Source organism: Planosporangium spinosum, from assembly GCF_049999945.1.
GTDB lineage: Bacteria > Actinomycetota > Actinomycetes > Mycobacteriales > Micromonosporaceae > Planosporangium > Planosporangium spinosum.
In genome coordinates this window covers 267,082-291,466 of the sequence record NZ_JBLYUB010000007.1, presented here as the reverse complement: position 1 = coordinate 291,466, position 24,385 = coordinate 267,082, and the positions used below count along the sequence as shown (strand labels likewise).

Genomic DNA, 24,385 nt, shown 5'->3' with positions numbered 1-24,385 from the left:
CCCGCATCCGTGCCCTGGGCCGGTGGGTGCTTCAGCGTATCGGCAGCGGTGACGCCGGGCAGGTGACGCCGTTCGTGGTGCTGATCAGCGTCGCGCTGGTCGCGGTGGCCGGGCTGGTGCTCGACGCCGGCCTGGCGATCTCGGCCAAGGTGCAGGCCCTCGACACCGCGCAGGCCGCCGCCCGCGCCGGGGCGCAGCAACTCGACCTGTACGCCTACCGCACCCGCGGCGTCACCCAGCTCGACCCGACCCGTGCCGCCTCGACCGCCCGCTCCTGGTTGTCGGCGGCCGGTGTCCCCGGTGATGCCTCGGCCACGGCCACCACCGTGACGGTCACCGTGCACCGAACGATCCGCACGCAAATCCTGCAACTCGTCGGCGTCCGCGACCTGCACGTGTCCGCGACGGCGACCGCCGTCGCCGTGCACGGCGTCACCGGCCCCAACACCTGACCCGACCACCACCCGACCTCCGAAGGAGACCTGCGAGCATGGTGCGCGCCCTCGTCGCCGTCGGCCGGCTACTGCGGGCCGTCGCCGCCCTCGCCGTCCTGACCGGCTTCGTCGCCGGGGTGCCCTGGCTGCTGACCGTCTCGGCCGGGTGGCCGCTGGGTTGGCTCGGCTGGCCCCAGCCCGCCCAGATTCCCGACCTGGCCGACGTGTCGGCCGCGCTGACGAACCCCTGGTCGGACCAGATGATCCTCGGGCTGCTCGCCTCGATCGGCTGGGTACTGTGGCTGGTCTTCGTCCGGCACGTGGTCGTCGAGGTCATCGAGGCGAGCGCGGCCACCGCCGCCGCCCGCCGGGGTCAGTTCCACACACCAGTGACCGGGCGCGGCCCGATCCGCTGGGTGGCCGCCGTGCTGGTCGGCTCCATCATCGGCGCGGTGCTGTTCGACGCCGCCCGCGCCGTCACCAGCGCGGGCACCACCAGCGCCGCCGCTGCCGCTGACGCCGCCGCGCGTCGCCCGGCCGTGGCCGTCGCCACCGCGCAACCGGCCGCCGCGCCCATCGCGCACACCGGTCCGCGCCCGGCCATCACCGTGCACGCCCCGGCCGCCACGGCGGTACCGGTCGTCTCCGCCGACCACCGCGACGGCGACGTGCCGGGGTGGGCGCGCGACGCCCCGGGCGGAGTCCACCGTGTGGTCGCCGGAGACAACCTGTGGGACCTGGCCGCAGACAAGCTCGGCGACCCGCACCGCTGGCGCGAGATCTACACCCTCAACCGCGGCCACCTCCAGGCCAACGGCTACACCCTCACCGACCCCGATGAAATCCACGTCGGGTGGGTTCTCGCCCTGCCGGCCCGCGACGGCGCACCGGCGCAGCCCGAGGCGGCTTCACCCGCCGCCCCCGCGCCCGCTGCCCCAGCCCCTGCCAACGCAGGCGCGGCCGACCCGACTCCGAGGCAGGCCGCCCCCGCGCCGTCAGCGCCGGGCGCGGCGTCGCTCGCACCGTCGACCCCGGCCACTCCGGCACCGTCGACGCCCGCCGCCGCGAACGGCGGCGTCGCCCCGTCCACCAGTCCCGCCGATACCACACCAGCCAACAGCAGCCCACCGGCTACCGAGCCCGCCGCACCCGACAGCGAGGCCGGGAAGGACCACGACGAGACGGGGATCAGTCTGCCGTCGCAGGGGTGGATCAGCCTCGGCCTGGCCGCCCTCATCGCGGCCGTAGCGTCGCTGCTGCGCCTGCAACGACGACGCCGCGCCCGGCTGAGCTTCCCGATCGCGGCCCGCATCAAGGCACAGCCCACGCCGGTGCCCGAGCCTCTCGCGGTGGTCGACACGATCGGTGCCCGCCATCTGCGCGCCGAGGACCACCCTCCGCACCGACCCCCGGCCCCGCCGGTGCCCGCCCCGATCGGCATCGACGCGGCCGGGACCGAGGTCAGTCTGTTCGACCTGCCCGGCCCCGGCCTCGCCCTGACCGGTGACGGCGCGGAACCGGCCGCCCGCGCGGTGCTGGCCGCCGCCCTCGCCACCGGCGCCACGCAGGCCGCCGAGGCACGGCCGGTGGTGGTCACCACCGCCGACGTCCTCGCCCGACTGCTGCCCGCCGGTGCGCCGTTGGTCGGCCTCGATCCCGACGCCACCAGCTTCGACGGGGAACGCCTCATCATCCTCGACGAGGTCGCCGCGGCCGTCACCCACGCCGAGGAGGAGATGATCGTGCGGCGGCGGCTGCTGGACACCTTCGACGTCGACACCATCACCGCACTCAACGCCCGCACCGACCACGCCGAAGCCCAGCCGCCGTACGTGCTGCTCATCGAGGCCACCACCCGGCACGCCGCCCGCCTGCGCGCGGTCGGCGCGCACCGCGCCGCACTGCACCTGCACCCGGTCATCCTCGGCGGCCTCGACGGCATCCCCACCGTCGACGTCGCCGCCGACGGCACCACCAGCGGCGACGACGCCGCCGGACTGGCGCGGCTGTCCACCCTCGCGACGGGCGACCTCGCCGCCGTCCTCGGAATGCTCACCGACGCCGCCCCGCGCCCGGAGCCCGGCCACGACATCGACCTCGACCCGGCCGGTGGCGCCTCAGCCGGCAGCGCTACGTCCGCCGAGGTGGCCGAGCCGGTTCCCGCCCAGGCCACCCGCAGGCCCGCTCCGGTGCGGCTACGGGTGCTCGGCCCGATCCTGGTCGAAACCGAGACCGGGCCGGTGGCCACCGGCATGCGCAGCGGCTCCTACATCGTCCTCGCCTCCCTGGCCGTGCACCCGCGCGGGCGCACCCTCGACCAACTCGCCGCCGACCTGCACCCCGACACCGACCCGGCCACCGCCGGCAAGCGCATCCGCACCGACATCAGCACCATCCGCCGAGTGCTACGCACCGCCACCGGCAACACCGAGGCCATGTTCGTCGTCTACGACCCCGCCACCGGCCGCTACCGCCTCGACCCGGACCTCATCGCCGTGGACCTGTGGCAAATGCTCACCGCCATCGAGGCCGCGAACACCGCCGACGACGACACCACCGCGCTCACCGCGCTGCGCGAAGCGGCCGAGCTGTACACAGGCGACTTCGCCGACGGCCACGACCACACCTGGATCACCGACCACGCCACCACCTACCGCCACCAGATCCTCGCCGTATACGCCCGCATCGCCGAGATCACCGAGGCCGACCACCCCGACCAGGCGGTTGCCGCCCTCGAACGCGCCCTGGAGTTCGACCCGGTCAACGAGGAGCTGTACCAGCGCATCATGCGCATCCACGGCCGAGCGCAGCGGCCCGACGCGGTCCGGCGCACCCTGCGCCGCCTGGAAGAACGCCTCGCGGAGTTGGGTGACGCCGAGCCGTCGGAGGCCACCCGCCGCGTCGCCGAACGCCAGCTCCGACCCGCTACCGCCGGAGAGCGCCGATGACGCAAGCCCGGCTGCGGCGGCTGCAATGGGTGGTGCGCCTGACCCTCGCGCTCGGGGTGTCCGCGTCCGTGACTGCAAACGTGTTGCATGCCCAGGACAATCCGATCTCGCAGGCCATCGCGGCGTGGCCGCCCCTCGCCCTGTTGATCACAGTGGAGTTGGTCTCGCGCATCCCGATCTACCACAAGGGCCTCGGCGCACTGCGGATCACCGCTACCACGGCCATCGCTGGCATCGCCGCGTATGTGAGCTATCTGCATATGGTCGGGGTCGTGGCTCATTACGGTGAGATCGGCGCCGTCCCCTACCTACTGCCGCTGTCGGTGGACGGGCTGATCGTGGTGGCGTCGGTCTCGTTGGTCGAACTCTCTGGCCGCCGCCGCAACTCCGCGTCCGCTGAGGTAGCGGCGCCCGTCGTACCGGTGCCCGTGGCCGTTGACCCGACGGTGTCCGCCGTAGCGACCGTGACCGCAACTGCCCCGACGGCACCGGCACCGGACACCACCAGCGCGACACCGACGGCGGTGCCGCCGACCGTGCCCGCATCCGACGAGCAGGCCGAGGGTGCCCACGACGACCGACGCCCCCTCACCTCCGACACTGATCCGACGCCCGAGTCTGCGGCGGCACGCGACGCCGCCTCGCATCCGGAGGCGGACGCCGACCCGGACGCGAGCGCGGAAACCGGCGAGGACACCGAGGCCGACGATGGAAACGAGTTCGACGATGGTGCGGATCTCGCGGCGGACCTCGTGCCGCTGTTGCCAGCCGCCCGCGCCGCTCGCGACGAGCTGGCCCGCGAAGGTCGCGCGGTCAGCCGTGATGCCCTCGCCCGCCGGCTGCGGCGCAACGGTACGGCCATCCGCAACGACCGTGTCTCGGAGCTGCTGAAAGTGCTGCGCCGAGAGGAGGAGGCGGTCAACGGTTCGCCTGCGAAGGTGCCAGTATGACCGCGCGCACTGGCTCGCACCCTCGTCTCTTTTGGACTTTAGGAGACCGCGATGGACGAGTTCGCCCCGGCGCGTGGTGCCGCGCGCCTGCCGCATCCGGCGCATTGCCCGCCCTGGTGCGTCGACTGTGCGCATTACGACACCGACCCTCCCGGCGCGCTGCTGCACCGAGGCTCGGCCGCCACCGTGGCCGTGTACGACTACGCGTGCGAGCTGGTCGATGCGCAGGTGCGGGTCGCGTTCTGGGACAAGACACCAGCGTGGATCGGCACCGATCCCGCCGACCTGGAACGCCCCTACGTCGAGGTGAGCCTCCCCGACGATAGTCGGCTTCAGCTCAACGTTAGCCCCGGCCAGGCCCGCTCCCTCGCCGCCGCTCTCATGCGGGCCGCCGTCACCGCCGAAACCGCGCACCCGGACGGCGCCACCCCGCGCTGACCCTCGCTGTAGCCTTCGCCGTGCTGTGCACTGGTGCGCCACCGGCCCCGGCTTGATGCCTCAGTGACGGTCGGCATGGATGGGGTGCGGATGCCCGATCCCCAGGCACCGCCCCTATCACCGGGAGGAACTGAGATGGAATCGTCCGTGCCCGCCACCCGCACGATCGAGGTCAGCGACGAGGCGTATGACATCCTCGCCCGCACGGCCGCGACCCGGGGCACCGACATCGACGGCGCGCTGCGCTACCTGTTGGAGGTCCCTGCGGTGCTGGCCGCGCCGTCGCAGGACGACGACGAGGAGTAACCCGCCACACTGAGGCGCCGCCGGGCGAGGGGGCCGGCGGCGCCTCGCGTGCTTGACAGTCAGGTCTGTCGATCGGCCTCGGCGACGGCGAGTAGCCGCTGGGCGGTGCGCTCGGGGATGCCGAGGCGTCGGGCCAGCTCGACGCCGAGGCCGCGCCGGTCGCGCCCGGCCTCCTGCGCCTCGGCCAGCAGCTCGGCGGCGGCCTGCAGGCGCGGGTCGTCGGCGTACGGGTGCGGCTTGCGCAGACCGGTCGTGCCCGGCGTGCGGCCGGTGGACTGTCGCCCGGTGCGCGCGTCGGCGACGGCCCACACGGTCCGCCGGTACCAGTGCCGGCGGATCCGCCCGCTGGGCAGCTCCTCGGCCTGGTCGGGGTGATCGAGCAGGGTGTCGGGCAGGTTGCGGTACGAGCGGTAGCCGAGGATTGCCGCTGCGCCGCCGGAGGTGACCAGTTCGTTCGGGCTGCCGCTACGGTCCACCTCAGTCAGTTCGGCCCGCTTGTTCGCCAGGTGCGCGGCGTGGAACGCGGTGATGTCGTCGAGCCAAAACCACTCCCCGCCGTCGTGAGTGAAGCCGTCGGGGAAGCCGAACCGGTCGCGGTGGCGGTGCCAGTGATTGACTGTGGTGCGCGCGGCGCCGGTGTGCGCGGCGACTCCGGCCCGGTCGAGGGCGACTCGTCCGTCGATCTTGCGTTGCGCCACGGTGGTCATCTTCTCTCACGCCTGCTGGCCGCGCGCTGCCCGGTGCCGGGATAGCGGGGTCGAGGTGACGCCGCCTCGCGGCGCTGCGCATAGGATCGGCGCCACGCCCGGCCGGGTAAAGGCGGCTGTCGTCGGCCGTGATCGGCTCGGGGACCGGGCGAGGTGGCCGGCGGGGTTGCGCACACCCTCGGGTGTGCCCGCCGGCCACCGACTCGCCTACGTGTGGGGACGCAGGAGCCGCCACGCCACCTGCGCCATCCGGTCGATGTCGAGGGCGGCCAGTTTCGCCCGGGTGGGTGGCTTGAGCGCGTCGTACACGGTCAGGATCGCGGCGGCGGTGGTCGCGTCCACGATCACTCCGTCGATCTTGCGCATGTGGCCACGCGTGGCCTCGCGCAGCGCCTCGATCACCCGAGGGTCGCCCGCAGTGGCGTCGTTGGGTAGTTCCTCGATCCACACGAGGTCCGGGCAGTCCGGGCAGGTGATCTGGAGCGGGTCGTCGCTTACCCGGGTGGCCGAGCCGTCGTTGGCACCGCATACCGGCCCGGGGTGGTGGGTGGCCTTGGCGTGGGTGTAGCCGCGCGTCACGACCGGCCTGCCTCGGGATCGAGGGTGGCCGGTTCGGATAGCCGCGCCGGGTCAAGGGTGACACCGAGGCGGGTGCGGGCGGTGTCGATCAGGCTGGCGGTGTAGACGAAGATCTCGGCGCTGAGTTCGTCGTCGTAGTCGTGCGCGACGCGGCACGCGTCCCGCAGGAAGCGGCAAGCGGCGGTCACGTTGGTGACGAGGGCGGCGCGGTCGTCGTCCCGGCTGCACGCCGTGATCTTGTCCGGGGTGTAGGTGCGCTCGTCGTCGGTTGGGAACCGCAGTCGGTACCAGTGCACCCATGTGGTCACGCCGTCGAGGCGGAAGTCGATGACGGTGCCGAGGCGGTGTTCGAAGGCGTGCTCGGGGTGGTCCACGCGGGCGGTGTCGCCCATCCCGATCGGGGTTGTCAGGGGCATCGATGGTCTCCGTCCGTGGAGGGTCAGAAGGTGGGGTGGTCGGTTTCGCCGCCGCCGTTGATCTCGAAGGCGATGAGGCGGTCGCCGGTCTCGGAGGTGTCGACGTGGAGATAGAGGTCGCTCGCGCGGCGTTTGACGCCGATGGACACGCCGTGGATGTCGAGCACGACGTAGTCGCTGCGGTCTCCGACTTCCGGGTGGCGTGGGTAGATGCGCAGGTGGAGGTTCGTGAGTACGTCGGCGAGTGCGGGGGCGGCCAGACCGAGGGTGCGCAGGGCCGCGCCGAGTCGCTGGCCGTCGAGCATGGCCTGCAGGGCGTCGACCCGGTGGTCGGGCTCGGGGATGTCGGTCATGCCCGCCTCCCGACCGTGGGCGTGTCCGTCCCAGCGGCGGGCGGGTTGGCGGGAAACGCGGCGAGGATGCCGGTGAGCGTGCCGCCCTCGCGGTCGTCGGTGATGGCGGCACAGGCGATCAGGGCGGCTCCGGCGGCCAGTGCCTGGGCCGGGGTGTAACGCACCCGTACGCCTCGCTCGCCGCGGTCGAAGGTGCCGCGCACCTCGATGACGCCTCGGATGTGGGTGCACACGGGTAGCTCGGTGTCGGGGACGGCGTGCACGGTGGGGCGTAGCGCCTTCGCTAGCGCGGTCCGTAGCTCGGCGCGCCTGCGTGCGACCTCGGCGTCCGCTCGCTGGGTCTCGGCGCGGGTGGCGGTTTCGTCCGCGTCGGTGTCTGTAGACAGCGTCAGCCCTTGGCTGCGGCCGGCGCGGGCGGCGGCCTCGGCATACGCGGTGGCGAGGGTGAGTAGTCGTTCAACGGTAGTCAAAGGGTCTCCCAATCGCGAGGGTGGTCGGAGGGCTCGGGCCGGGCTGTGCGGCTGTCGTGCCGCACCGCCCGGTGTTGGTTCATCGCGGGGTGGGTGCGGGCGCGCGGCCGGTGGCCGGGGAGTCGCCGGTGGTGGCCGGCGGCGGTTGGGTGGGTATTGGCGGCAGGACGCGGTCGACGTTGGTGCCGGTGCGGTCGAGGCCGATTGCGGCGTGCGCGGTCAGGTGCACGCCGACGGTGACGGCCTGCGCGCCGGTGAGCGCGACGACCACGGGGCGGGCGTGCTGGTCGCGGGCGTGGATCTCGACGTGGCCGTTGGGCAGTGTCCGGACGGGCAGGAACGCCTCGACCTGGGCGCGCCGCGCGAGTGTTGCCTGCACCGCGTCGGCTATGGCGGCGTATCGGGTGCGGGCCTCGGTGTCCCAATAGTGGGCGCGGGCGAGGTGGTGGTCACGTTCTTCGATGGTGGTGGCGTGCTCGGCGACGGTGCGGGCAACGTGCGCCTTCGCGTACGCCTCGCACAGTGCGGTGATCGAGGTCAGGACAGCGTCGGCGTTCGGCGTCGCGGCGACGGCCGTTGCGGGGTCGGTGGGCATGGACGGGGCCTCCATGGTGGAGTGAGTTCGAGGCGTTCGAGGTGCGGTGCGGCCGTGGCGGCGCCCGACGGGCCGGGGGTAGGGATCACCCCGGGGCAGGCAGAAGGCGGCACCGGCGGGTGCCGTGGGCCGGTTCGCGTGGCCGGGTGGGAGCGGACCGAGGTGCCCGGCCGCTCGGCGACGGTGGCGCGCTCGGCGGTGGTGGTGCCCGCCGGTGTCGGGGCCGGTCGCCGTTGACGGTGCCGGCCCCGATACCGGGCCACCACTCAGACCGCCAGCAGCTCGAACGCGCGGGCCTTGAGGTCGGCACCCGCGCCGGTGACCGCGCGCCGGGCACGCACGGAGGCATTGGTGGACTTGGCGTAGTGGTCGAGGTACTCGGTGATGGCCTGGTAGCCGGCCCACCGGGTGCCCTTGATCGCCTTCTGCGTGTCGGCGTCGCGGATCAGGTAGCGCAACGTGGCAGTGCGCTGCTTGGCGTTGTTGCGCGCGGTGTCGGAGGCGTCCTCGGCCACCGGCCACAGCTCGGCGACGATCCTGTCGAACTCGCCCATGGTGAGCGTCTCGTTGATCATCTTTTCGGCTTCGCGCTCGAACGCGGCGAAGTGCTTCCACACCAGGCGCAGGGCCTGCCGCGCCTCGCTGATCTTGGCGGTGATGTTCGAGGTGTGCCGGAACGTGTAGGAGCCCTGCGACCGTTCGTAGGCCATGCGCTGGGTGTTGGCGCACACGATGCGGACCGGGGTGGCGTCCACGCGCAGGGAGGCGGTGCCGTCGTGGCTGGTGGTGGCCGCGAGGTAGAGGTCCATCCGGTCGACTCCGGCGATCTCCATGCTCGTCGGCAGCTTCATGGTCACGAACACCGAGCGGCCGTTGCGCATGCTGCCGGCGGTCTCGAAGTGCGCCCCGGACTCGTCCACCAGCAGGTTGAGCACCTCGGCAACCTGCTCGTTCTGCACAGTGGTGTAGTCGTCGCCGACGACGCCGAGGTACTCGGTGGCGCCGGTCGCCGGGTTGGTGCGCACGGTCATGAACTTGTCGGTGCAGTCGACCTTCGTCACTCCCCTGTCGGTAATCTCGATGCCCTGCAGTGGGATCTTGCGGACCTCCCAGCCGCCGAGCCACGCCTTGCTCATGACCTCCTCGGCGGTCATGCAGTCGTCGGTGATCTGGCCGAGCTGGTGCCAGGCGGACAGCCGGGCGGAGGCGAAGGCGGTCTGGCCGTTGGCGAGGGTTTCGAGTTCGTGTGCCACGGGTGCTTCCTTCCGGGTCGTCGTATGCGATCGGTGGCGGCGGGCCGGGGGTTGCGACCCCGGCCGTGCCGTCACAAACAATGTTTCCTACCTAGGTGGGTGGATCAAGTCGATCCGGGCTGGTCTATCGAGGTTTCTGCGGCGAATCTGACGCCCGCCGCCGGCGTGCCCTACCGGGTTACCGGGTCAGGGTTCAGGCGCCCGTCCGGGCCGTAGGTGTACTCGTGGACGGTCTTGAACGGGGCCGGCAGGTACACGGTGAAGCCGTACTCGGGGATGAAGCGGGTCCGGTAGGAGCGGGTGATGCCGAGCAGGTACCGGTCGGGTTTGTCGCCGTGCGAGCCGGGCGGGATGATCCCGGCTCCGGGCCCGTCGGCGCGGACGCGCCGGTGCCGGGCGAGAGCGATGTGCGGGCACAGCGTGAGCGCGGCCGTCATGCACTCGACACAGCCGGGCGGGTCGGCGTAGCGCATCAGCTCTGCGGCGCGGGGACCGCCGAGGAATGCCACCCAGTAGCCGATCGGCTCGCCGCACAGCGAGCACCCCCGCTCGACTGCGAGCCGGGTCGCCGTCGTGGTGTTGATGGCGGTGAAGTCCACGTGCGGCGCGCCGCCGGACGGGTTCGGGTGCACGTTGACCGGCGGGATCGGCAACCCGCGCCGAGCGTCGTGGGGCCGTGCGGCCAGCCGCGCCGGGATGCCGGGGCCGTCCGGGGTGCCGGTGCCAGGTGGGCGGGTCACCGGGTGCCGCCTGCGCGTCCGGGCCGGGTGTCGGTGATGGTGACGCCGGGCACGCGCGCCAGCAGGCGCGCGCGGACCTCGTCCCATTCCACCGCGCTCAGGCGTGCGGTGATCGGTTCGAGGTTGGCGCCGGTCATCGTGGTGGCCATGATGTCGGCCGCGTCGCGGGTGTCGAACACGGCCACCATGTCGCCACCGGCGACCAGGTACACCGGGGCGGTCGTGCCGGGCCGGCTGGTGACCGTCGGGGCGGGCGCGTCGGGGCGGGCGCTGGTGCCGGGCGGCGGGGGTGGTGTGGTCATGTGAGGGAGTTCCTTTCGGTGTGGGTCGGGTGAGTGGGTCTGGATCGGGGTCAGTCGTGCGCCGGTCGCCACGCGCTCCACCGGCCGCCGGTTAACGTGCGCGTCATCGGCGTGCCACATCCCTCGCACCGCCAGTCCTGCCGGCCGGTGCGCCACATGCGTTGCGGCATGGCGTTGAAGTCCGCGCACACCAGGTGCGGGCCGAGCGGGCACATGCCGTCGTGGGCCGGGGTGTACGCGGCGGGGGCGGGTGTCGTCGTCATGGGGGCTTCCTCCTTGCGGTGGTCGGTGGTCACAGCGGGGCGCCGCGCCGGGGCCGGCGGGGAAGGCCGGCCCCGGCGCGCGGCGGCTCATCGCCCGGCGGCGGTCAGCTCGGCGGGGGCCTCGTCGATGGTCGGGGCGTCAGCGGTGGTCGCGGCCTCGTCGGTGGCCGGGGCATCATCAGTGCTCGCCGGGGTGTCGTCGTCGCTGATCACCGGGCGGGCCATCAGCGCGGCCACCTCGGCAGTGGGGGCGGGCGCGTCGTCGGCGAGGGCGTACTTCACCGGCGCCTCACTGGTCAGCACCAGCACCCCGGCGACCACGAGCTTCTCCATGGCGTTGCCGCACGCGCCCGAGCTACGTCCGCCCAACTCCCGCCCGACGGTGCCCGGGGTCACGTCGTGGCCGGGGCCGAGGTCGCGCATGAACGCCTCGACCAGGTTGCGCAGGCCGTTCTTGCCGAGCTTCGCCGACCCGTCACTGTTGATCTCGCCGGTGGTGCGGCCGGTGCGACGGGTGGTGACCGCGACGCCGGTCCTCACCCGGTGCCGGTGCCCGCAGGTGCACACGCACTCGCGGTACGGGGCCGCGTTGGCGAGGTCCACAGTGCTCAGGTCCGCCTCACCCCGAATCCACAGGTCGGCCCCGTCGGGGCCGTCGGCCGGCTTGCGCACCGCCGCCCCAGCAACCTCCATCGCGGTCAGCACCCGCGCCACGACCGCCGCCCGCAGGCCGGACTGCTCGACTACGTCGGCCGCGCTCACCCCGTCGGGGTGGTCACCGAGCACCCCGGCCACCATCACGATCTTCAGGTGGTCGCCGGTGCCGGACGGTGCGCCCGACACCGGCGCCCCGGACACCGGCGCCTCGACCAGCGTCACCGGCGCCGCGTCGTCGGCGGTGCTGGTCTCGCCGGTCGCGGGGGCCGCGTCGTCGGCGGTGCTGGTCTCGTCCGTCGCCGGGGACGCGTCGTCGGCTGCGGTGGTCTCGTCGGTGGTGGTCACGGTGGCCTCCTCGGTGGCGGTGGCGGTGGCGGTGGCGGGGCGCCAGATGTCTGCGGCCTTGCGGTTGCCGTTGGCGGTGCCGGCGGTGCGGGTGGCGGTGCCGGCGGTCTCCATGGCGGCGAGGATCTTGGCGGCGGTGGAGTTGCCGACCCCGGCGGCGGCGGCGAGGTCGCGGGCGGTGATGCCGTCGGGGTAGGCGGTCAGGGTGCGGGCGACGGTCTCGGCGGCGGGGGTGGTGGTGGGCGCGGTCATGGCGGGTAAACCTCCGTACGGAAATGGGGTTGGCAATAGCGATTCCGCTAATGCGGTGCGCTTTACTTTGGCGTTTCGCCGGGGCGGTTTTTGTTGCCCACGTCCATGGACGCTCGATGCCCGGTGATTGTCAATCCCGGTTTTCATGACTCTTTCCGGGAACCCCAACAGGGGGACGTTACGGTCTCGATGTCGGGGGGCGTTTCGGTGCGGGCGCTATTTGGTGGCCCTGTAATCGCCGTGGCACGACTTTCCATGGGGGGCGCGTGGCGATACATAGACGTGGCGGGGCACGGGGCGTACGGGGCCGTGGGCGGGCCGGGTCTTGGGTGCCCGGAAACGCACCGCGCCCGGCCGGTCGGCCGGGCGCGGGGTGACGGTGGGGCGGGGGTGGGTCAGCGCGCGGAATTGATCATGGCGATGAGTCCGTCACAGATGCCGCCCCACCGGTCGCGGCGTAGCGGCTCGGTCGGGGCTCCAGGGAGTTGAATGTGGTGGGTGCGCCCGGCCCGGTCAGCGGCGAACGCGACGCGCTCACCGGGCAGGACGACGGCGTACCCGGCCACGTCGGCGCCGAACATGCCGGGGTGGCGGGCGATCAGCCACGCCATGCTGGCAAGCGTCGCGGCGGCCGCGTCGGCGGTCAGCGCACCGCCGGGGACCGCTTCCGCGCGGCCGGTGACCGTGGCCCCAGTGCCGATCAGCGTGACCAACGTCGGGGCGGCACAGTCAGCCGCTACCAACTTCACGGCGTCGCGCACGGACTCGAATCGAACGCTTGCGGGGGCGGTAGTCGGCATTGTCTTTCCCCTTTCGTTCGGCAATTGCTTACATGTCCATGGACGCTCGATCCGGCAATGAAGTCAAGTCGATGACTGTGTGGAATCTCTCTTTACCGCACCGCCTTTTCCGTGTCCATGGTGAGCCTCGGTTATTGGGGAACGATTCTCCGAATAGCGGCCACCTCCGACACCCACCCGGATAGTTTGCTGACCTTCACCACGTCGCCGGTTTGGGGCGCTTGCACCAGCAACCCGGACCCGATCGCCATACCCACATGCCCGGGATCGTCGCGGGTGCCGTCGCTACCCGGAATCAGGATCAGGTCTCCGGGCCGCACATCGGCCAGACTGCCCACCGGCGTACCGGCGTGGACCTGTTCGTGGGTGGTGCGCGGTAGCCCGATGCCGGCCGCCCGGTACGCCTGTTGCATCAGCGACGAGCAGTCACATTGGTGCGACGGGACACCGGAATGCGGGGCCGTGCAGTCCCCGCCGAAGGTGTACGGGGTGCCGAGCTGGCCCAACGCCCACCGGATGGCCACCACCACCGGCGGCGGGGTGTCGGCCGGCAGCGTGAAGTCCGGCGGCAGGCTCGGAAGGTCCCCGCCCGGTCCCCCGGCGCCTCCGTCACAGGTGATCCCGCCGGTGTACGCGGCGACGATGGCCGCCGCCCGCGCCTCGTGCGTGGCGTACGCATCTGGGTACGCCGACCGTTGCACTGCCTGCGCCGCGTCGGTGAGCGTCATGGCCTGCCACCCCGGCACCCGCACGAGCCGTTCGTAGAACTTCGTCGCGGCGTAGTCCGGGTTCATGATCTGGTCCACGGTGCCCCACCCCTGGCTCGGGCGTTGCTGGAACAGCCCTACCGAGTCGTGGTCGGTGGCAACTGGCGAGTTGATCAGGTTGGACTCTTGCAGCGCCGTGGCGACCGCGATCACCCACCCGCGTGTCGGGACGGCCATGCGCTGACCGACGGCCACGATCACCCCGGCGTTACGGGTCTGTTCGGCGGTGAGCCCGGCCGGGGTGGCGCCGGGGTTGGCGAGGGTCGCTCGGCACGTCACCCCTGCGCCGGTGCCGGCTATCGCCCCGATGATGCCGGCGGCGGCAGCGGCCACCAGGACCACCAACGCCAGGGCCGCCACGGCTACGCAGGTGACTATCCGTCCCACGGCGCACCATCCCCCGACGCGGGCATGTCTGCCAGGCTGACCCGGCCGGGCCGCCCGACAACGCGCCATACCGCCCCGGCCGGGCCGTCGGGCGCGGTGTCGGCGGCGGCCGTCACCACGCTCACCCCGGCCGGGACGCCGGTACGGGCGAGATGGGCGTGCAGGTTGGCCTCACGGGCGGCCGTGGGCAGCCAGAACAGCACCGGATACGCCCGTGCCGGAAGGAGCGCGGCGTAGCCGGTTAGCTTGCCGACGACCCGCGCCAGCGTTTCGGTGCCGAGATCGGCCTCCAGCCAGAACGGCACCGCCCGGCCGCCGTCGTCCCACACGCCGTGACCGTCCGGGCGGACCACCGTGCCGACCGCTTCCCGGCACCGGGCCTCGTTCCACCACCGCGCCAACCGGCCGCCGTGGGTGCGGGCGTGCGCGGTCAGCGCCGCGAAGAACCCGTTGACGGTCAGCAGGTGCGCCAGCGTCGGGGACATGGCGAGTCGGGCCGTGGCGTCGCGCACGGCGGCCGGGCGGGGCAGCGTGTCACCGCGTCCGGCCGCCACGATGGCCGCGCCGACCGGACCGAGGGTCCACCGCCAGGCTTGCGAGCCGGGGCGCTGGTAGTGGCGGAACCGGTCGAGGATGTCGCGGGCGAGCAGGGTGTTGAGCCGGGCGCGGGCGCGGCCGACCGATCCGAAGGCGACGTCGACGAGCTGGCCGGTGGTGAAGGTCTTGTGCTGGTCGAGCAGGTCGAGCAAGAGCTGGTCACGAGGTGTGAGCCGGGTCAGTTCGCCGGCCACGATGGACGCCGTCAGGCGGTCCCCGGAAGGGGCAGAACGCAGGGTGCTAGTAGGAGTGATATCTCTTATCAGTCGGTTCCGGTCCACCAGTCCTCCTCAACCGGTGTGACGTGCGCGTACGACGTGTCATAGGGGGCGCGGTCTAACGAGCGTTCGGACTCGTTAGAAAACTCGTTAGATCGCTCGTTTGACGTCTCGTTAGAGGTCTCGTTAGACCGCTCGCCCGCAGCAGCGAAGGTGTTGCGGAAGACCAGCTCCGGCACCGCAACCTCGTCCGACGGCTCCTCCTCAGAGCCGGGGGCAACGGTCACCGCGGCGCCGAGCAGGTTCCTGCGTTCGTCGTGTGACAGGCCGGTGTGCTCCCGCGCCGCCTCACGCAGCTGCGTGGCTCTGCCCTTGACCGGCGGTGGGGGCGGTTCGGTGTCGGCGGTGACCGGGGGCACCACTCGGCCCTGGGCGACCGGCCGCAGCACGACCTCGTAGCCGCCGAGGCGAATCAGGTCCCCGTCGTCCAGGTACGGGCGCAGGTGCCTCGCCTGGTCGACGGCGTCTCGCGGGGCGAGGGCGAAGTACACCTTGTTGCGGGCATTGGCGTCGATGGCCTCCACCATCTCCCTGGACAACTGGCCCAGATACTGATGCGCGAGCACGAAGCTCGTGTGCAGGCCGCGGGCCTCGGCGAGAGCGTCATCGATACCGATGGGCAGGTGCAGGAAGTTGTGACACTCGTCAAGCACGACCATGGCGTCCGGCCGCTGGGCCTCCGGGATGCGGGCGCGGGCGGTAGTGGCCTGCCACAACCCCGCCAGCAGCAGCGACCCGATGAGCCGGGTGCCGTCCTCCCCGAGGACACCCTTCGGTAGCCGGGCCAGCAGCACGCCGCCGTCGAGGATGTCGGCGAAGGAGAACGTCGTGGCCGGCACGCCGAACAGCGAGTTCGCCATCGGGTGTGCGAGCACCAACCGGAGTCGGGATAGCAGCGGGGCGACCAGGCCGGCGCGCTGCCCAGCCGGGAGGCCGTCGAAGCCCTCCCAGAACTCGGCCAGGGTGGTTCCCTCCCACGCGTTCAAACCCTTGGTGACGACCTTGACCCGCTCGGCGCGCCACTTGGTGTCCGACAGCAGCCGCGGCAACTGGGCGAGGGTGGAGCCTTCCCGGTGGGCCAAGGTGAGCAGGGCGTGGTAGCAGATGTCGGCCGAGCGGTGGCCCCACCAGCGCGCCCATACCTTGGACATGACGGCGGTGACGTTGGCGGCCACGTCGTGCGGGGTGCCGCCGTGCACAGCCGGGTCGAGCAGGTTGATCACCGGGGGCGCGTGCCGCTCGTCCGGGTCGATCAGCACGAGGCGGTCACCGGCCTCTTTGGGCATCCGGTCCAGGAGGTCGCGGATCAGGTCACCTTTGGCCGGGTCGAACGCGGCGACACCGCGTCCGGCCTCGACGTCGTCGAGGATCATGTTCATCAGCAGGGTGGTCTTGCCGGTGCCGGTCGGGCCGAGCGCGTGCACGTGGTAGCGGCAGTCCGGCAGCGAGATCCCGACCCGCATGCGCGGGCCGGCGTTGGTGACGCCGATGACCTTCCCGCCGATGCCCTGCCGCTGGTCCAAGGGCACCAGGTTCAACCTCGGCCGCGCCGTGCCTGCCCTCTCCGTACTGCTGCCGCCGGCGGTGTTGTTGCTGGTGGGATTGATGGTCATGCGGGGCTCCAGACGCTCGGCAGGTCATCGTCATCGGGATCGGGCTTGGTGGTCGACGGCAGGCGGCGCGGCCGGTCGGCGGTGCCGATGCGGAAGGTGTCGCGGTTGGCGGTGCGGCGCCGGGACGCGGCACCGGGCAGCCCGTAGGCGGCGGGCTCTGCGGGCAGCCCGGCGAGGGCGGCGGCTTCGGCCACCGAGGCGAGGCTCATCCGGGCCTCCGGCACCCACCGCATCGCCTCGGTGGTGGCGCCTCGACGTAGCCGCCGGCGGGTCAAGTGCGCCGACAGCAGCCCGTACCCGGAGGTGATGTCGGCGGCGGCGGCCAGGGCGGCCGGCTTGGTGGGGCCGACCGCAACCGCGTGCACCGCGACGAGCAGGTGCGGCGCGTTGGCGTACTTGGCGCGTGCCCGCCGGGCCAACTCCGCCATGTACGGGTCGGCCGGCCCTGGGCGGCGCTTGCTCGCGGATGGGCCAGGGGTGACGAGATCGAGCACGCCGATGATCAACGTCCGGAGTCCGTCCGCGAGCAGCCCGACCGCGCGGGATGCACCCCGGGTGCGGCGGACCCGCTCGGGGTGGGTCATCGCCCGGCGCAACACCCGCAGCCGGTGCGCCGGTGCCCGGCTGATGTGCACCTGCAGCAGCCCGCCGCCGGTGCGCCCGGCCGAGGCGAGCCCGTCGTAGACGGCGCGGAGCTGGTCCTCCTCCGGCGCGTTCGGATCGGGGCCGCCGCGCCGACCGGCCTGGGCGGTGTCCTCGACCAGCGGGAGCCAGTCCGGCTGGGTCGGCACGAGCGCGAGGGTCGTCACGGTGCCGGTGGTCGGCACGGCCGGCGGGGCGCTCTGTTCGGCACGGACGCCGGGCCAGGCGCGTTGCAGCAGCCGGACCACGGCGGTCGGGTTCACCCCGGGCGGCAGCCACAGGCCCGCGCGCATCCCGTCGGGATCGGCGACGACCTCCCACACGATCCGGGCCGGGCGCAACGTCCACCGGCCCGGCACCGGCAGGGCGGTGGCGAGCAGCCGCCACAGCCCCACAGTGGCGGCCGGGGTGGCGGTGACCGGCGGGGTGATCTGCAACCAACGCGCCTGCGCGGCGTGCGAGCGCCACACCCGGCGTCGCCACGCCCGCCAGGCGAGGATCAGAGCGACGAGCAGGGCGAAGCTGGCGAGCAGCAGCGGCCACCGCTCGCGGACGAAGGACCACACCGCCGCCGGTGCGTCCGGTCCCCACGAGCCACACAGCACCTTGCCGAGCACTGAGTCGGGGATGCCGTCGCGGCCCGGCACACACCCGGGCGGGGACGGCGGGGGCGGAGCCGGGGACGGCGGGGACGACGCCGCCAGCAGGCGGGACGGTACGGTGAGCAGCGCGACGAAGGACATTGAGGGGTCTCCTGGATCAGCTGAGGGGATTACCGGCGGGCGGAACCTGTGCCGGACTGCGGGCCGGTCACGACCAGGTCGTGCTCGGCGTCGGAGGCGAGACTGTGGAACGCCACCCGCGAAGATCCACTTGCGAGGAGTGCGTCCCCGCGTGCGCTGGACAGCAGGAACGCCCGCTCGCCGTCGGTGAGCCCGAACGCCTCGGTGACGGCGTCGATGGCCTGTGGCGCCTGCCGCAGCAGCACCTGCGTGGCCGCGTTGGACACCACCGCCCGGCCGACCTCGGTGGCGAGCACGTCGGCGGCGTCCTGGGTGATCACCGACAGGCCCGCGCCGTACTTGCGGGCGCTCTTGGACAGGCGGAACAGGAACTGCGCACCGAGGCCGGCGCGCAGCATCAGCCACGCCTCGTCCACCAACACCAGCCGCCGGGCCTCCGATCGGGAGCCTGATGCTCCGGTGCGGTTGGCGGTGCTGACAGTGCGCCAGATCGCGTCGAGGATGAGTAGCGTGCCGATCGGCTTGAGCTCTTCGGGCAGGTCCTTGATCGCGTAGACCACGAGGTGCCCGTTCGGGGTGGTGCTGGTTGGGCCGTCGAACAGGCCCTTGAACGAGCCGGCCACGTAGGGGTGCAGCCGCGCGGCGAGGGTATGCCCGGCGTCGCCCGCCCCGGCGAGGGCTTCGGCGACGTCGGCCAGTAGCGGCGCCGGGCGCTGCCAGGTGCGCGGATCGGTGGTGATGCCCTTGGCCCGGTACGCGGCCAGGACCGCGACGTCGAGGGCGGCGGCCTCCTGTGGCGACACCGCAGCCGCGCCGGTGGTGCCGTCACCGCTGGTCAGGACGGCGACGAAGGTCTGCATGAACAGCGCCCGCCGCACCAGGGCGTCGTCACCGTCCGCCTGGGACAGGTCGAGCGGGTTGATCCGTACGCCGGGGGCGCCCGGTCGGATGATGGTGCCGCCGACAGCCTCGGCGAGCTTGACGTACTCGTCTTCGGGGTCGATGACGAACGCCTCAACCCCCAGGTAGAGGTTGCGCAGCAGGTCGAGCTTGGCCAGGTAGGACTTTCCCTCACCGGAGCGGGCGAGGATGACCGAGTTGTAGTTCGACTGCGCCCACCGGTCCCACACGACGACCCCGGGCGAGTACAGGTTCAGCCCGTACAGGACGCCCATGCCGCTGTCCCCCGCCGTGGTGGGCAGGTCCGGCGACGTGAACGGGAAGCTCGCGGCGAGGGCGTCGGTGTCGAACACCCTCTTCATGCCCAGGGCGTCGAAGGCCAGGGGCAGGCCGGTGATCCAGCCCTGCAGCTGCCGCCAGGTGGCCGGGGCCACGTCGAGCAGCAGCGACGATGCCAGGGCACGGACCTCGGTGACCCGATCGGCCAGCTCGTCCTCGGTGTCGGCGTGCACGGTCAGGTACAGGCCGAGGCGGAACAGCCGGGCCTCGCCCCGGGCGACGCGGGCGGCCAACTCGGCGGCGTCGACCGCGGCGGCGTCCAGCTCCGGGTCATCCAGGCGGCCCTTGGCCGCATCCTGCCGACGGCTCGCCTCGAACCGGCCGCGCTGCTTACGCAGCCGCTGCGAAGCCACCACGGACGGGACGGGCTCGATGTGCAGCGAGACGTCCACCCGACCCGGGTGGGCGAGCAGCGGCTCGAGCCAGCCGGGGCCGACTTCAGCCGGGTAGCCGGTCACGGCCAGGGTGGCGGTGTAACCGTCCCCGACGCGCACGGACCGTCCGCCGACCTCGACGGCGTCCGGGCTGCCGGGGACGATCGTCCCCACCTCGGGGACGGCGCGGGGACGACGACGAGTCAACAGGTTCACAGCTCCCCATTTCCATCAAGATCGAGGTCATTCGTCCCGGCCGTGGAGACGGGTCGTCCCGGCAGCGGGGACGACGAGGCGGCAGGGTTGAGGGCGCCGGCCAAGGTGGCTGCCGCGTCGACCGGGCCGAGCACCCTCGCCGCGACCTCACAGCCGGACAGCGCTCGGACGGTCTCGGCGGCCTGATGGCTCGTGTGGCCGGGGCTGCGGGTACTGCGCACGGCGACGGTGACGTGCCGGTGCAGCAGCTCCCGGCGGGCGGCGAGAGCATCGAGGAACTCCACGTGTGAGCGGGCCGCGTCCTCCAAGGCAGGATGCGGCAGGCCAGGTGCGCGGGAGATGATCCGGTCGGCCACGTGGGTCAGGTCGACCCGCTGCGCCCGAACGAGGATCTGCGCCGGCCCGCCCAACGAGTGCAGCCAGCGCGCGAACCCCGCCACCAGGCCGTTCTGCTCGGCCGCGGTCCTCAATCCGAACGCCACCGTCGAGGCCGCCACCAGGCCCGTCGTGCCGTCCGACCCCAGGTCAATGAGGCCCTCGGGCGTGATGCCCTTGGCCGGCAGCCGCAGCGGGGCGGGCAGCGGGAGCCGGTCGCCCGGCCCCCGCGTGGTGGACACCCACGCGGGGGCCGGGGCGATCGGCCCCTCGACCGGGACGAGCCGGTGCGGGGCGCGGCGGTGCCGCAGGCCGGCGAGCAGCCACCGGTCGAGGCTGATCCCGTCTCGGCGGCCGACCGCCAGGAAGAACGCCGCCCCGAGGATCGGCACCGCGCAGGCGACGAACACCAGCGGCGGCACCACCCGCACCAGCGCCGTCCACGCCGCGTACAGCACCAGACCGGTGACGGTGAGGATGACGAGCTGACGGCCGGTCAGCCCGAACGCGATGCGGTCTGGGCGCTCCACATCAGCGTGGACCCGGGCGCGCAGCGGTGCCTCGTCGTCGCGGCGGCTCACGGCTTACCTCCTGTCGGTGGCCGCCGGGCGGGCGGCGGGGGCGGTGGCGACGGCGCCGGCCGGAAGACCGGCGAGGCGCTCGGTCGCGGACGTGGGAACGGGCTCGGGGACGGCCGAGGCACGGGTGCCGGTGTCGTGGCCGGGCGTGGTGCCGGCGGTTGGCTACCGCTGGCGGCCGACGGCCGGGTGGTGGGCCGCTGCGCCGCCGTTGGCCGGCGACCCGGAGTGGGTGTGGAGGAGAACACCGGCGTCACGGACACCGGTGGCCGGCGCGGTGCGCTCTGCGCGGCCGGCAGGTTGGAGAACGTTGCCGCAGGTGGCGGCCCGGCCGGTGTGGGGCTGGCCGGCGAGGGCGGGGTGTTGCTGAACGCCACCGGGGCCGGGCGGCCGGGCGGGCGGGGCGTGGCCGGCTGCGCCGGATTGGGCTGGGAGAACCGGGCGGCCGATGCCGGGCCGGTGGGTGCCGGTGCCGGGGTGGCCGGCTGCTGGCCGTGGCTGAACGTCGGTGCCCCGTTGCTGCCGGCCGGCGCCGGCAGCGGCGTCTGCGTGGCCGGGGCGTGGCTGAACGCCACCGGGGCGGCCGGGGACGGCCGGGACGGCGCCGGGGACGGTCCCGGGGGACGGCCGCCCGCGTTGGGGACGCGCCGCGCCGGGGCCGTCCCCGTCCCGCCGCCGGCCCCGGAGCGGGCCGCCGCCCCGGCGGTGGCCGCCCGCTTGCCCTTGCCGAGGCCGGTGACGGCACCGAGGGTCTTGAACGTCAGGTACGCCTGCAGGAGCTGCCCGAACAGCCCTCGGCCCTGGTTGCGCAGCCCGAGCGGGCTGAGGACGAACTGCTTCATCAGGCCCGGCAGCTTGAGCAGCAACCAGAGCATCGTGATGCAGACCAGCACGCCGAGCAGGCCGCTGGCGGTGGCCGGCACCCCGAGCAGGACCAGGCCGGACGGTGTGAGGAACACCTTGATCGTGGCGAGCACGATCACCGCCTGCGCCACCTGCAGGCCCAGGCAGGCACCGAACGCGCGCCACCAGGTGTAGGCCAGGCCCTCGGTCTGCGGCGTGGCGTGGCACGCCAGCGCCAACGGAGCCGTGCCGACGAGCACGACCATCAGCGCCACCCGCAGCACGAAAGTGATGACCACGATCAGGGCAAGGATGGACGCGGCGATGACCAGCAGCGCGAGCAGCAGATTCGGGCTCGTACCGTTGAACGGCTGGTAGAGGATGCCCATGATGGCGTTCGCCGCGCTCGGCCCGTCGACGCCTTGACCGGCGATGGCGGCGGTCAGGGCGTTGGTGACCTCGATGGCCTTGCCGCACAGGATCAGCGAGACGTTGGAGATCACCGCGCCCAGGGCCAGCCGCGGCGCGATCTCCTTGAACCCGTACTGCGTTTGCAGGCTCTCCCGCGACGTGATGATGAAGGCGCCGGCGATGACGAACAGCACATAGATGCCGTTCGCGGCCACCAGGCACGTCGTCCAGATCGCCTTGACGTGCTCGTTGTTGGTCAGGTCCGGCGTGGACAGGGCCGTGGCGCCGAGGGCGTCCATGACCGGTTTGAGGCCGGTCTTGGCAACCCACATCAGGAACTCATTGATGGCCTTGCGGATCTGGCCCGGGATGTCGAACATCCCCGGGTCGTCGTCGGTGTCGTCCCCACCGGGGACGGGCATCGGGGACGGGATGACCGGTGACGGGGACGGCGTAGCCACAGGCGGGACGGTCGGGGACGACGGGCGCACGCCGGGGTCCGGCACGCTCGGGCCGGGGACGGGTGCCGGGGACGGCTCGGCCGCCGCCGGCCCTGCGAACACGGGACCGGCGGCGAGCCCGAGGCCGAGCACCACGGCCACCAGCAGCCGGTTGGGACGGCGGGACGGGGTGGAGTGGGTCATCACTTCACCCACTGACCGACGATGGTGACGAACAGCGGCGCCAGCATGGCCAGCGCGTAGCCGATCGCGGCGGACTTGAGCGCGAGCTTGGCCTTCTCGACCTCGCCGGGGTCGCCATTGGCCGCGAGATAGCGCAGGCCGCCGACGGTCAGGAACAGGGTGGCGACCGCGACGAGGATGCCGACCAGCCAGGCGCGGATGTTGTTGACAACCTGCGGGATCGAGTCGGCGGCGAAGGCCGCGTCCGCCGTCAGGGTCACGGCCAGGGCGGTGCCGGCGGTGACCGCGAGCGCCGGGGCAAGGCGGCGAACGGTGCGGGTCAGGCGCCTGCCCGGCCGGTCGGTGGCCGGGCGACGCGGGGTCGGGGTCGGGCGGTGCAAAGGGCGGTGGCTCATGGGACGTGGGCACCTCCGGGACAGCCCCGCCCCACACCCCGACAAGGCGTGGGGCGGGGCAAACGGGCGAGGGATCAGGTGACCTGCGACCGGCGCGGTGGCCGTCCTCCTTCGAAGGGTTCGGCGGGCCGTTGCGGGTGTCAGCGCCGTCGACGGGGCCGGTCGAAGAGGGTCACCAGGTGCGGGAAAGGCCCGCACTAAGAGATACAGATTTTGGGTCCGTTTTCGACATCGCGCCGTAAAGGCCCAGCTCAAACGTGATGCGCCGGGTCCGGGACAACGGTCATCGTCGCCTCGGCGATCACCTGCGCGTCCTCATCGGACAGATCACCGGAACACACCGCCGCGACCAAGCGCTCCTCGGCCCGGTCCCGGGCCTTGTAGACCGCCTTCGGTGCCTTGCCGAGCCGGGCGGCGTAGTCGGCCACCGCGACCCCGTCGAGACGGGTGGCGCCGATCAGCTCGGCCTCGGCGGGCGTGATGACCCCGACCGCGACGGCGCGGGCGAGCACCACGTCCGGGTGCCCGGTGGTCGGTGCCGGCACCGGCAGCTCCCCCGGGGCCTTGGCGCGCGGCTCGTCGGCGCGCAAGGCCGCGCGGGCGGCGGTGAACGTGGCGGACAGCAGCCGCTGCACCACCCGCGGCCCGCCGACCTTCACCTCGCGCAGGGCGGCGACGAAGGCGGTCAGCAGCTCGGCCTGCACGTCACCGGAGAAGCCGCGCAGCCGATAGGCCGCCTGCCGCAGTCCAGGCAGCGCCACCCCAACGGCGCCGACCACCCAGGCCGAGCCGTCAGTGCGCGCCCGCTCGATCAGCAGCCGCCACGCTCGGTCACTCGCGGCGTAACCGCACGAGGGGTGCATCAGGATCGCGGCCAACTCCGACAGCGCGATCCGCCGACGCGGCAGCCCGCCGCCGAGCGCAGCACCATCGATCGACAGCGGATCGGGCCCCGTGGTCAGCAGCCGAAACGCGGTCGCGGCGACGTCGAAGGGCTGCTCGCCGAGCACGAGACCGACGGCGGGCAGCACGGAACGAACGAACTTGGGCATGGAAGATCCCCCGAGAAGTGGGTACGGGATGCCGGGGCCTCGAAGGGGCGTCCCGGCTGGACAGCACCCATCCCTCCACTCGGGTGTAACAGATCATGAACACTGTGGATCTTGTTTGAGGGTCACAGCGCGTGTTCAACCTCTGCGCGACCGCCCCGGCCGAGCGCCCCCAAACTCCTGGTGTTGAACGCCTGCCGAGGGGTGTCACAGGGGAGCTGAGCTACGTGTTCAACCCTCGCCGGCCGCGCGCGCAGCCTCGACCCCCGAAGGTCGAAGACCCACCGTGAACATCAATATCTTGCGGAGTGTCGGTCGCCCTTGACGACCCACGCGATCGAGGGGGCAAGGCGTGCTCAACCCTCAGGCAGCCGAGAAACGCCGTCATTGATCTTGTTATACCCACAGGTGGATCTTGTTCGAGAG

Annotated in this window: 26 protein-coding genes; 5 read left to right on the top strand and 21 right to left on the bottom strand. The window is 72.7% G+C overall.

The window, feature by feature from the left end:
* Window positions 1-62: 62 nt before the first annotated feature.
* The 5 genes from ACNTMW_RS12905 (at window position 63) to ACNTMW_RS12885 (ending at window position 5,076) form a co-directional block, all read left to right on the top strand.
* Complete coding sequence (locus ACNTMW_RS12905; protein WP_426633745.1) at window positions 63-452, top strand: pilus assembly protein TadG-related protein; 390 nt, start codon at window positions 63-65, stop codon at window positions 450-452.
* A gap of 38 nt (window positions 453-490) precedes the next feature.
* The gene (locus tag ACNTMW_RS12900; protein WP_426633704.1) at window positions 491-3,382 is read left to right on the top strand and encodes a BTAD domain-containing putative transcriptional regulator; all 2,892 of its coding nucleotides are present in this window, start codon (window positions 491-493) and stop codon (window positions 3,380-3,382) included.
* The gene (locus ACNTMW_RS12895; protein WP_426633703.1) at window positions 3,379-4,332 is read left to right on the top strand and encodes a DUF2637 domain-containing protein; all 954 of its coding nucleotides are present in this window, start codon (window positions 3,379-3,381) and stop codon (window positions 4,330-4,332) included. The genes ACNTMW_RS12900 and ACNTMW_RS12895 overlap by 4 nt, the downstream gene beginning before the upstream one ends.
* 51 nt (window positions 4,333-4,383) lie before the next feature.
* Window positions 4,384-4,770, top strand: coding sequence for a DUF6907 domain-containing protein (locus ACNTMW_RS12890; RefSeq protein WP_426633702.1), 387 nt, complete (start codon window positions 4,384-4,386; stop codon window positions 4,768-4,770).
* 135 nt (window positions 4,771-4,905) lie between these two features.
* On the top strand, window positions 4,906-5,076 hold the full coding sequence (locus tag ACNTMW_RS12885; protein WP_426633701.1) for a hypothetical protein: 171 nt from the start codon (window positions 4,906-4,908) through the stop codon (window positions 5,074-5,076).
* 59 nt (window positions 5,077-5,135) lie between these two features.
* On the opposite strand, the gene ACNTMW_RS12880 is transcribed toward ACNTMW_RS12885, so the two are convergent.
* From ACNTMW_RS12880 to ACNTMW_RS12780, 21 genes are all read right to left on the bottom strand, one after another.
* Window positions 5,136-5,783 (bottom strand): hypothetical protein, encoded by a 648-nt coding sequence (locus ACNTMW_RS12880; protein ID WP_426633700.1) that lies wholly within the window; start codon window positions 5,781-5,783, stop codon window positions 5,136-5,138.
* A 207-nt stretch (window positions 5,784-5,990) separates the two neighbouring features.
* The gene (locus ACNTMW_RS12875; RefSeq protein WP_426633699.1) at window positions 5,991-6,362 is read right to left on the bottom strand and encodes a hypothetical protein; all 372 of its coding nucleotides are present in this window, start codon (window positions 6,360-6,362) and stop codon (window positions 5,991-5,993) included.
* Window positions 6,359-6,778 (bottom strand): hypothetical protein, encoded by a 420-nt coding sequence (locus ACNTMW_RS12870; protein WP_426633698.1) that lies wholly within the window; start codon window positions 6,776-6,778, stop codon window positions 6,359-6,361. Before ACNTMW_RS12870 ends, ACNTMW_RS12875 begins: the two co-directional genes overlap by 4 nt.
* A gap of 23 nt (window positions 6,779-6,801) precedes the next feature.
* Complete coding sequence (locus ACNTMW_RS12865; RefSeq protein WP_426633697.1) at window positions 6,802-7,131, bottom strand: hypothetical protein; 330 nt, start codon at window positions 7,129-7,131, stop codon at window positions 6,802-6,804.
* Window positions 7,128-7,601 (bottom strand): hypothetical protein, encoded by a 474-nt coding sequence (locus tag ACNTMW_RS12860; RefSeq protein ID WP_426633695.1) that lies wholly within the window; start codon window positions 7,599-7,601, stop codon window positions 7,128-7,130. The genes ACNTMW_RS12865 and ACNTMW_RS12860 overlap by 4 nt, the downstream gene beginning before the upstream one ends.
* A gap of 79 nt (window positions 7,602-7,680) precedes the next feature.
* Window positions 7,681-8,196 (bottom strand): hypothetical protein, encoded by a 516-nt coding sequence (locus tag ACNTMW_RS12855; protein ID WP_426633694.1) that lies wholly within the window; start codon window positions 8,194-8,196, stop codon window positions 7,681-7,683.
* 266 nt (window positions 8,197-8,462) lie between these two features.
* A complete protein-coding gene (locus ACNTMW_RS12850) occupies window positions 8,463-9,449 on the bottom strand; it encodes a DUF932 domain-containing protein (protein WP_426633693.1) in 987 nt (328 codons plus the stop codon).
* Between the two features lie 170 nt (window positions 9,450-9,619).
* The gene (locus tag ACNTMW_RS12845) at window positions 9,620-10,189 is read right to left on the bottom strand and encodes a hypothetical protein (protein ID WP_426633692.1); all 570 of its coding nucleotides are present in this window, start codon (window positions 10,187-10,189) and stop codon (window positions 9,620-9,622) included.
* Complete coding sequence (locus ACNTMW_RS12840; RefSeq protein WP_426633691.1) at window positions 10,186-10,491, bottom strand: hypothetical protein; 306 nt, start codon at window positions 10,489-10,491, stop codon at window positions 10,186-10,188. Before ACNTMW_RS12840 ends, ACNTMW_RS12845 begins: the two co-directional genes overlap by 4 nt.
* A gap of 50 nt (window positions 10,492-10,541) precedes the next feature.
* On the bottom strand, window positions 10,542-10,754 hold the full coding sequence (locus ACNTMW_RS12835) for a hypothetical protein (protein ID WP_426633690.1): 213 nt from the start codon (window positions 10,752-10,754) through the stop codon (window positions 10,542-10,544).
* Window positions 10,755-10,841: 87 nt separating this feature from the next.
* Entirely contained in the window at window positions 10,842-12,008 is a 1,167-nt protein-coding gene (locus ACNTMW_RS12830) for a MarR family transcriptional regulator (protein ID WP_426633689.1), read from the bottom strand.
* 395 nt (window positions 12,009-12,403) lie between these two features.
* A complete protein-coding gene (locus ACNTMW_RS12825) occupies window positions 12,404-12,769 on the bottom strand; it encodes a hypothetical protein (protein WP_426633688.1) in 366 nt (121 codons plus the stop codon).
* 170 nt (window positions 12,770-12,939) lie between these two features.
* The gene (locus ACNTMW_RS12820) at window positions 12,940-13,962 is read right to left on the bottom strand and encodes a C40 family peptidase (RefSeq protein WP_426633687.1); all 1,023 of its coding nucleotides are present in this window, start codon (window positions 13,960-13,962) and stop codon (window positions 12,940-12,942) included.
* Window positions 13,950-14,753, bottom strand: a complete 804-nt coding sequence (locus ACNTMW_RS12815; RefSeq protein WP_426633686.1) for a replication-relaxation family protein — start codon at window positions 14,751-14,753, stop codon at window positions 13,950-13,952. The genes ACNTMW_RS12820 and ACNTMW_RS12815 overlap by 13 nt, the downstream gene beginning before the upstream one ends.
* A gap of 68 nt (window positions 14,754-14,821) precedes the next feature.
* Entirely contained in the window at window positions 14,822-16,450 is a 1,629-nt protein-coding gene (locus ACNTMW_RS12810) for a type IV secretory system conjugative DNA transfer family protein (RefSeq protein ID WP_426633685.1), read from the bottom strand.
* Window positions 16,447-17,835 carry a hypothetical protein gene (locus ACNTMW_RS12805; RefSeq protein ID WP_426633684.1) on the bottom strand — a complete coding sequence of 463 codons (1,389 nt, stop codon included), beginning with the start codon at window positions 17,833-17,835 and terminating at the stop codon, window positions 16,447-16,449. The genes ACNTMW_RS12810 and ACNTMW_RS12805 overlap by 4 nt, the downstream gene beginning before the upstream one ends.
* A 29-nt stretch (window positions 17,836-17,864) precedes the next feature.
* Window positions 17,865-19,664: a VirB4 family type IV secretion system protein gene (locus ACNTMW_RS12800; protein ID WP_426633683.1), complete on the bottom strand. Its 1,800-nt coding sequence runs from the start codon at window positions 19,662-19,664 to the stop codon at window positions 17,865-17,867.
* Complete coding sequence (locus tag ACNTMW_RS12795; RefSeq protein ID WP_426633744.1) at window positions 19,661-20,569, bottom strand: PrgI family protein; 909 nt, start codon at window positions 20,567-20,569, stop codon at window positions 19,661-19,663. The genes ACNTMW_RS12800 and ACNTMW_RS12795 overlap by 4 nt, the downstream gene beginning before the upstream one ends.
* 47 nt (window positions 20,570-20,616) lie before the next feature.
* Window positions 20,617-22,251: a TrbL/VirB6 family protein gene (locus ACNTMW_RS12790; protein WP_426633743.1), complete on the bottom strand. Its 1,635-nt coding sequence runs from the start codon at window positions 22,249-22,251 to the stop codon at window positions 20,617-20,619.
* Window positions 22,252-22,514: 263 nt separating this feature from the next.
* A complete protein-coding gene (locus ACNTMW_RS12785; protein WP_426633682.1) occupies window positions 22,515-22,910 on the bottom strand; it encodes a pilin in 396 nt (131 codons plus the stop codon).
* A 251-nt stretch (window positions 22,911-23,161) separates the two neighbouring features.
* Window positions 23,162-23,962 carry a hypothetical protein gene (locus ACNTMW_RS12780; protein WP_426633681.1) on the bottom strand — a complete coding sequence of 267 codons (801 nt, stop codon included), beginning with the start codon at window positions 23,960-23,962 and terminating at the stop codon, window positions 23,162-23,164.
* Between the last annotated feature and the right edge of the window lie 423 nt (window positions 23,963-24,385).

Coding starts and splice junctions, on each gene's coding strand:
- ACNTMW_RS12900 (WP_426633704.1), top strand. CDS start 491: ATGGTGCGCGCCCTCGTCGCCGTCGGCCGGCTACTGCGGGCCGTCGCC.
- ACNTMW_RS12895 (WP_426633703.1), top strand. CDS start 3,379: ATGACGCAAGCCCGGCTGCGGCGGCTGCAATGGGTGGTGCGCCTGACC.
- ACNTMW_RS12890 (WP_426633702.1), top strand. CDS start 4,384: ATGGACGAGTTCGCCCCGGCGCGTGGTGCCGCGCGCCTGCCGCATCCG.
- ACNTMW_RS12885 (WP_426633701.1), top strand. CDS start 4,906: ATGGAATCGTCCGTGCCCGCCACCCGCACGATCGAGGTCAGCGACGAG.
- ACNTMW_RS12880 (WP_426633700.1), bottom strand. CDS start 5,783: ATGACCACCGTGGCGCAACGCAAGATCGACGGACGAGTCGCCCTCGAC.
- ACNTMW_RS12870 (WP_426633698.1), bottom strand. CDS start 6,778: ATGCCCCTGACAACCCCGATCGGGATGGGCGACACCGCCCGCGTGGAC.
- ACNTMW_RS12865 (WP_426633697.1), bottom strand. CDS start 7,131: ATGACCGACATCCCCGAGCCCGACCACCGGGTCGACGCCCTGCAGGCC.
- ACNTMW_RS12855 (WP_426633694.1), bottom strand. CDS start 8,196: ATGCCCACCGACCCCGCAACGGCCGTCGCCGCGACGCCGAACGCCGAC.
- ACNTMW_RS12840 (WP_426633691.1), bottom strand. CDS start 10,491: ATGACCACACCACCCCCGCCGCCCGGCACCAGCGCCCGCCCCGACGCG.
- ACNTMW_RS12835 (WP_426633690.1), bottom strand. CDS start 10,754: ATGACGACGACACCCGCCCCCGCCGCGTACACCCCGGCCCACGACGGC.
- ACNTMW_RS12830 (WP_426633689.1), bottom strand. CDS start 12,008: ATGACCGCGCCCACCACCACCCCCGCCGCCGAGACCGTCGCCCGCACC.
- ACNTMW_RS12810 (WP_426633685.1), bottom strand. CDS start 16,450: ATGACCATCAATCCCACCAGCAACAACACCGCCGGCGGCAGCAGTACG.
- ACNTMW_RS12805 (WP_426633684.1), bottom strand. CDS start 17,835: ATGTCCTTCGTCGCGCTGCTCACCGTACCGTCCCGCCTGCTGGCGGCG.
- ACNTMW_RS12790 (WP_426633743.1), bottom strand. CDS start 22,251: ATGTTCGACATCCCGGGCCAGATCCGCAAGGCCATCAATGAGTTCCTG.
- ACNTMW_RS12785 (WP_426633682.1), bottom strand. CDS start 22,910: ATGAGCCACCGCCCTTTGCACCGCCCGACCCCGACCCCGCGTCGCCCG.
- ACNTMW_RS12780 (WP_426633681.1), bottom strand. CDS start 23,962: ATGCCCAAGTTCGTTCGTTCCGTGCTGCCCGCCGTCGGTCTCGTGCTC.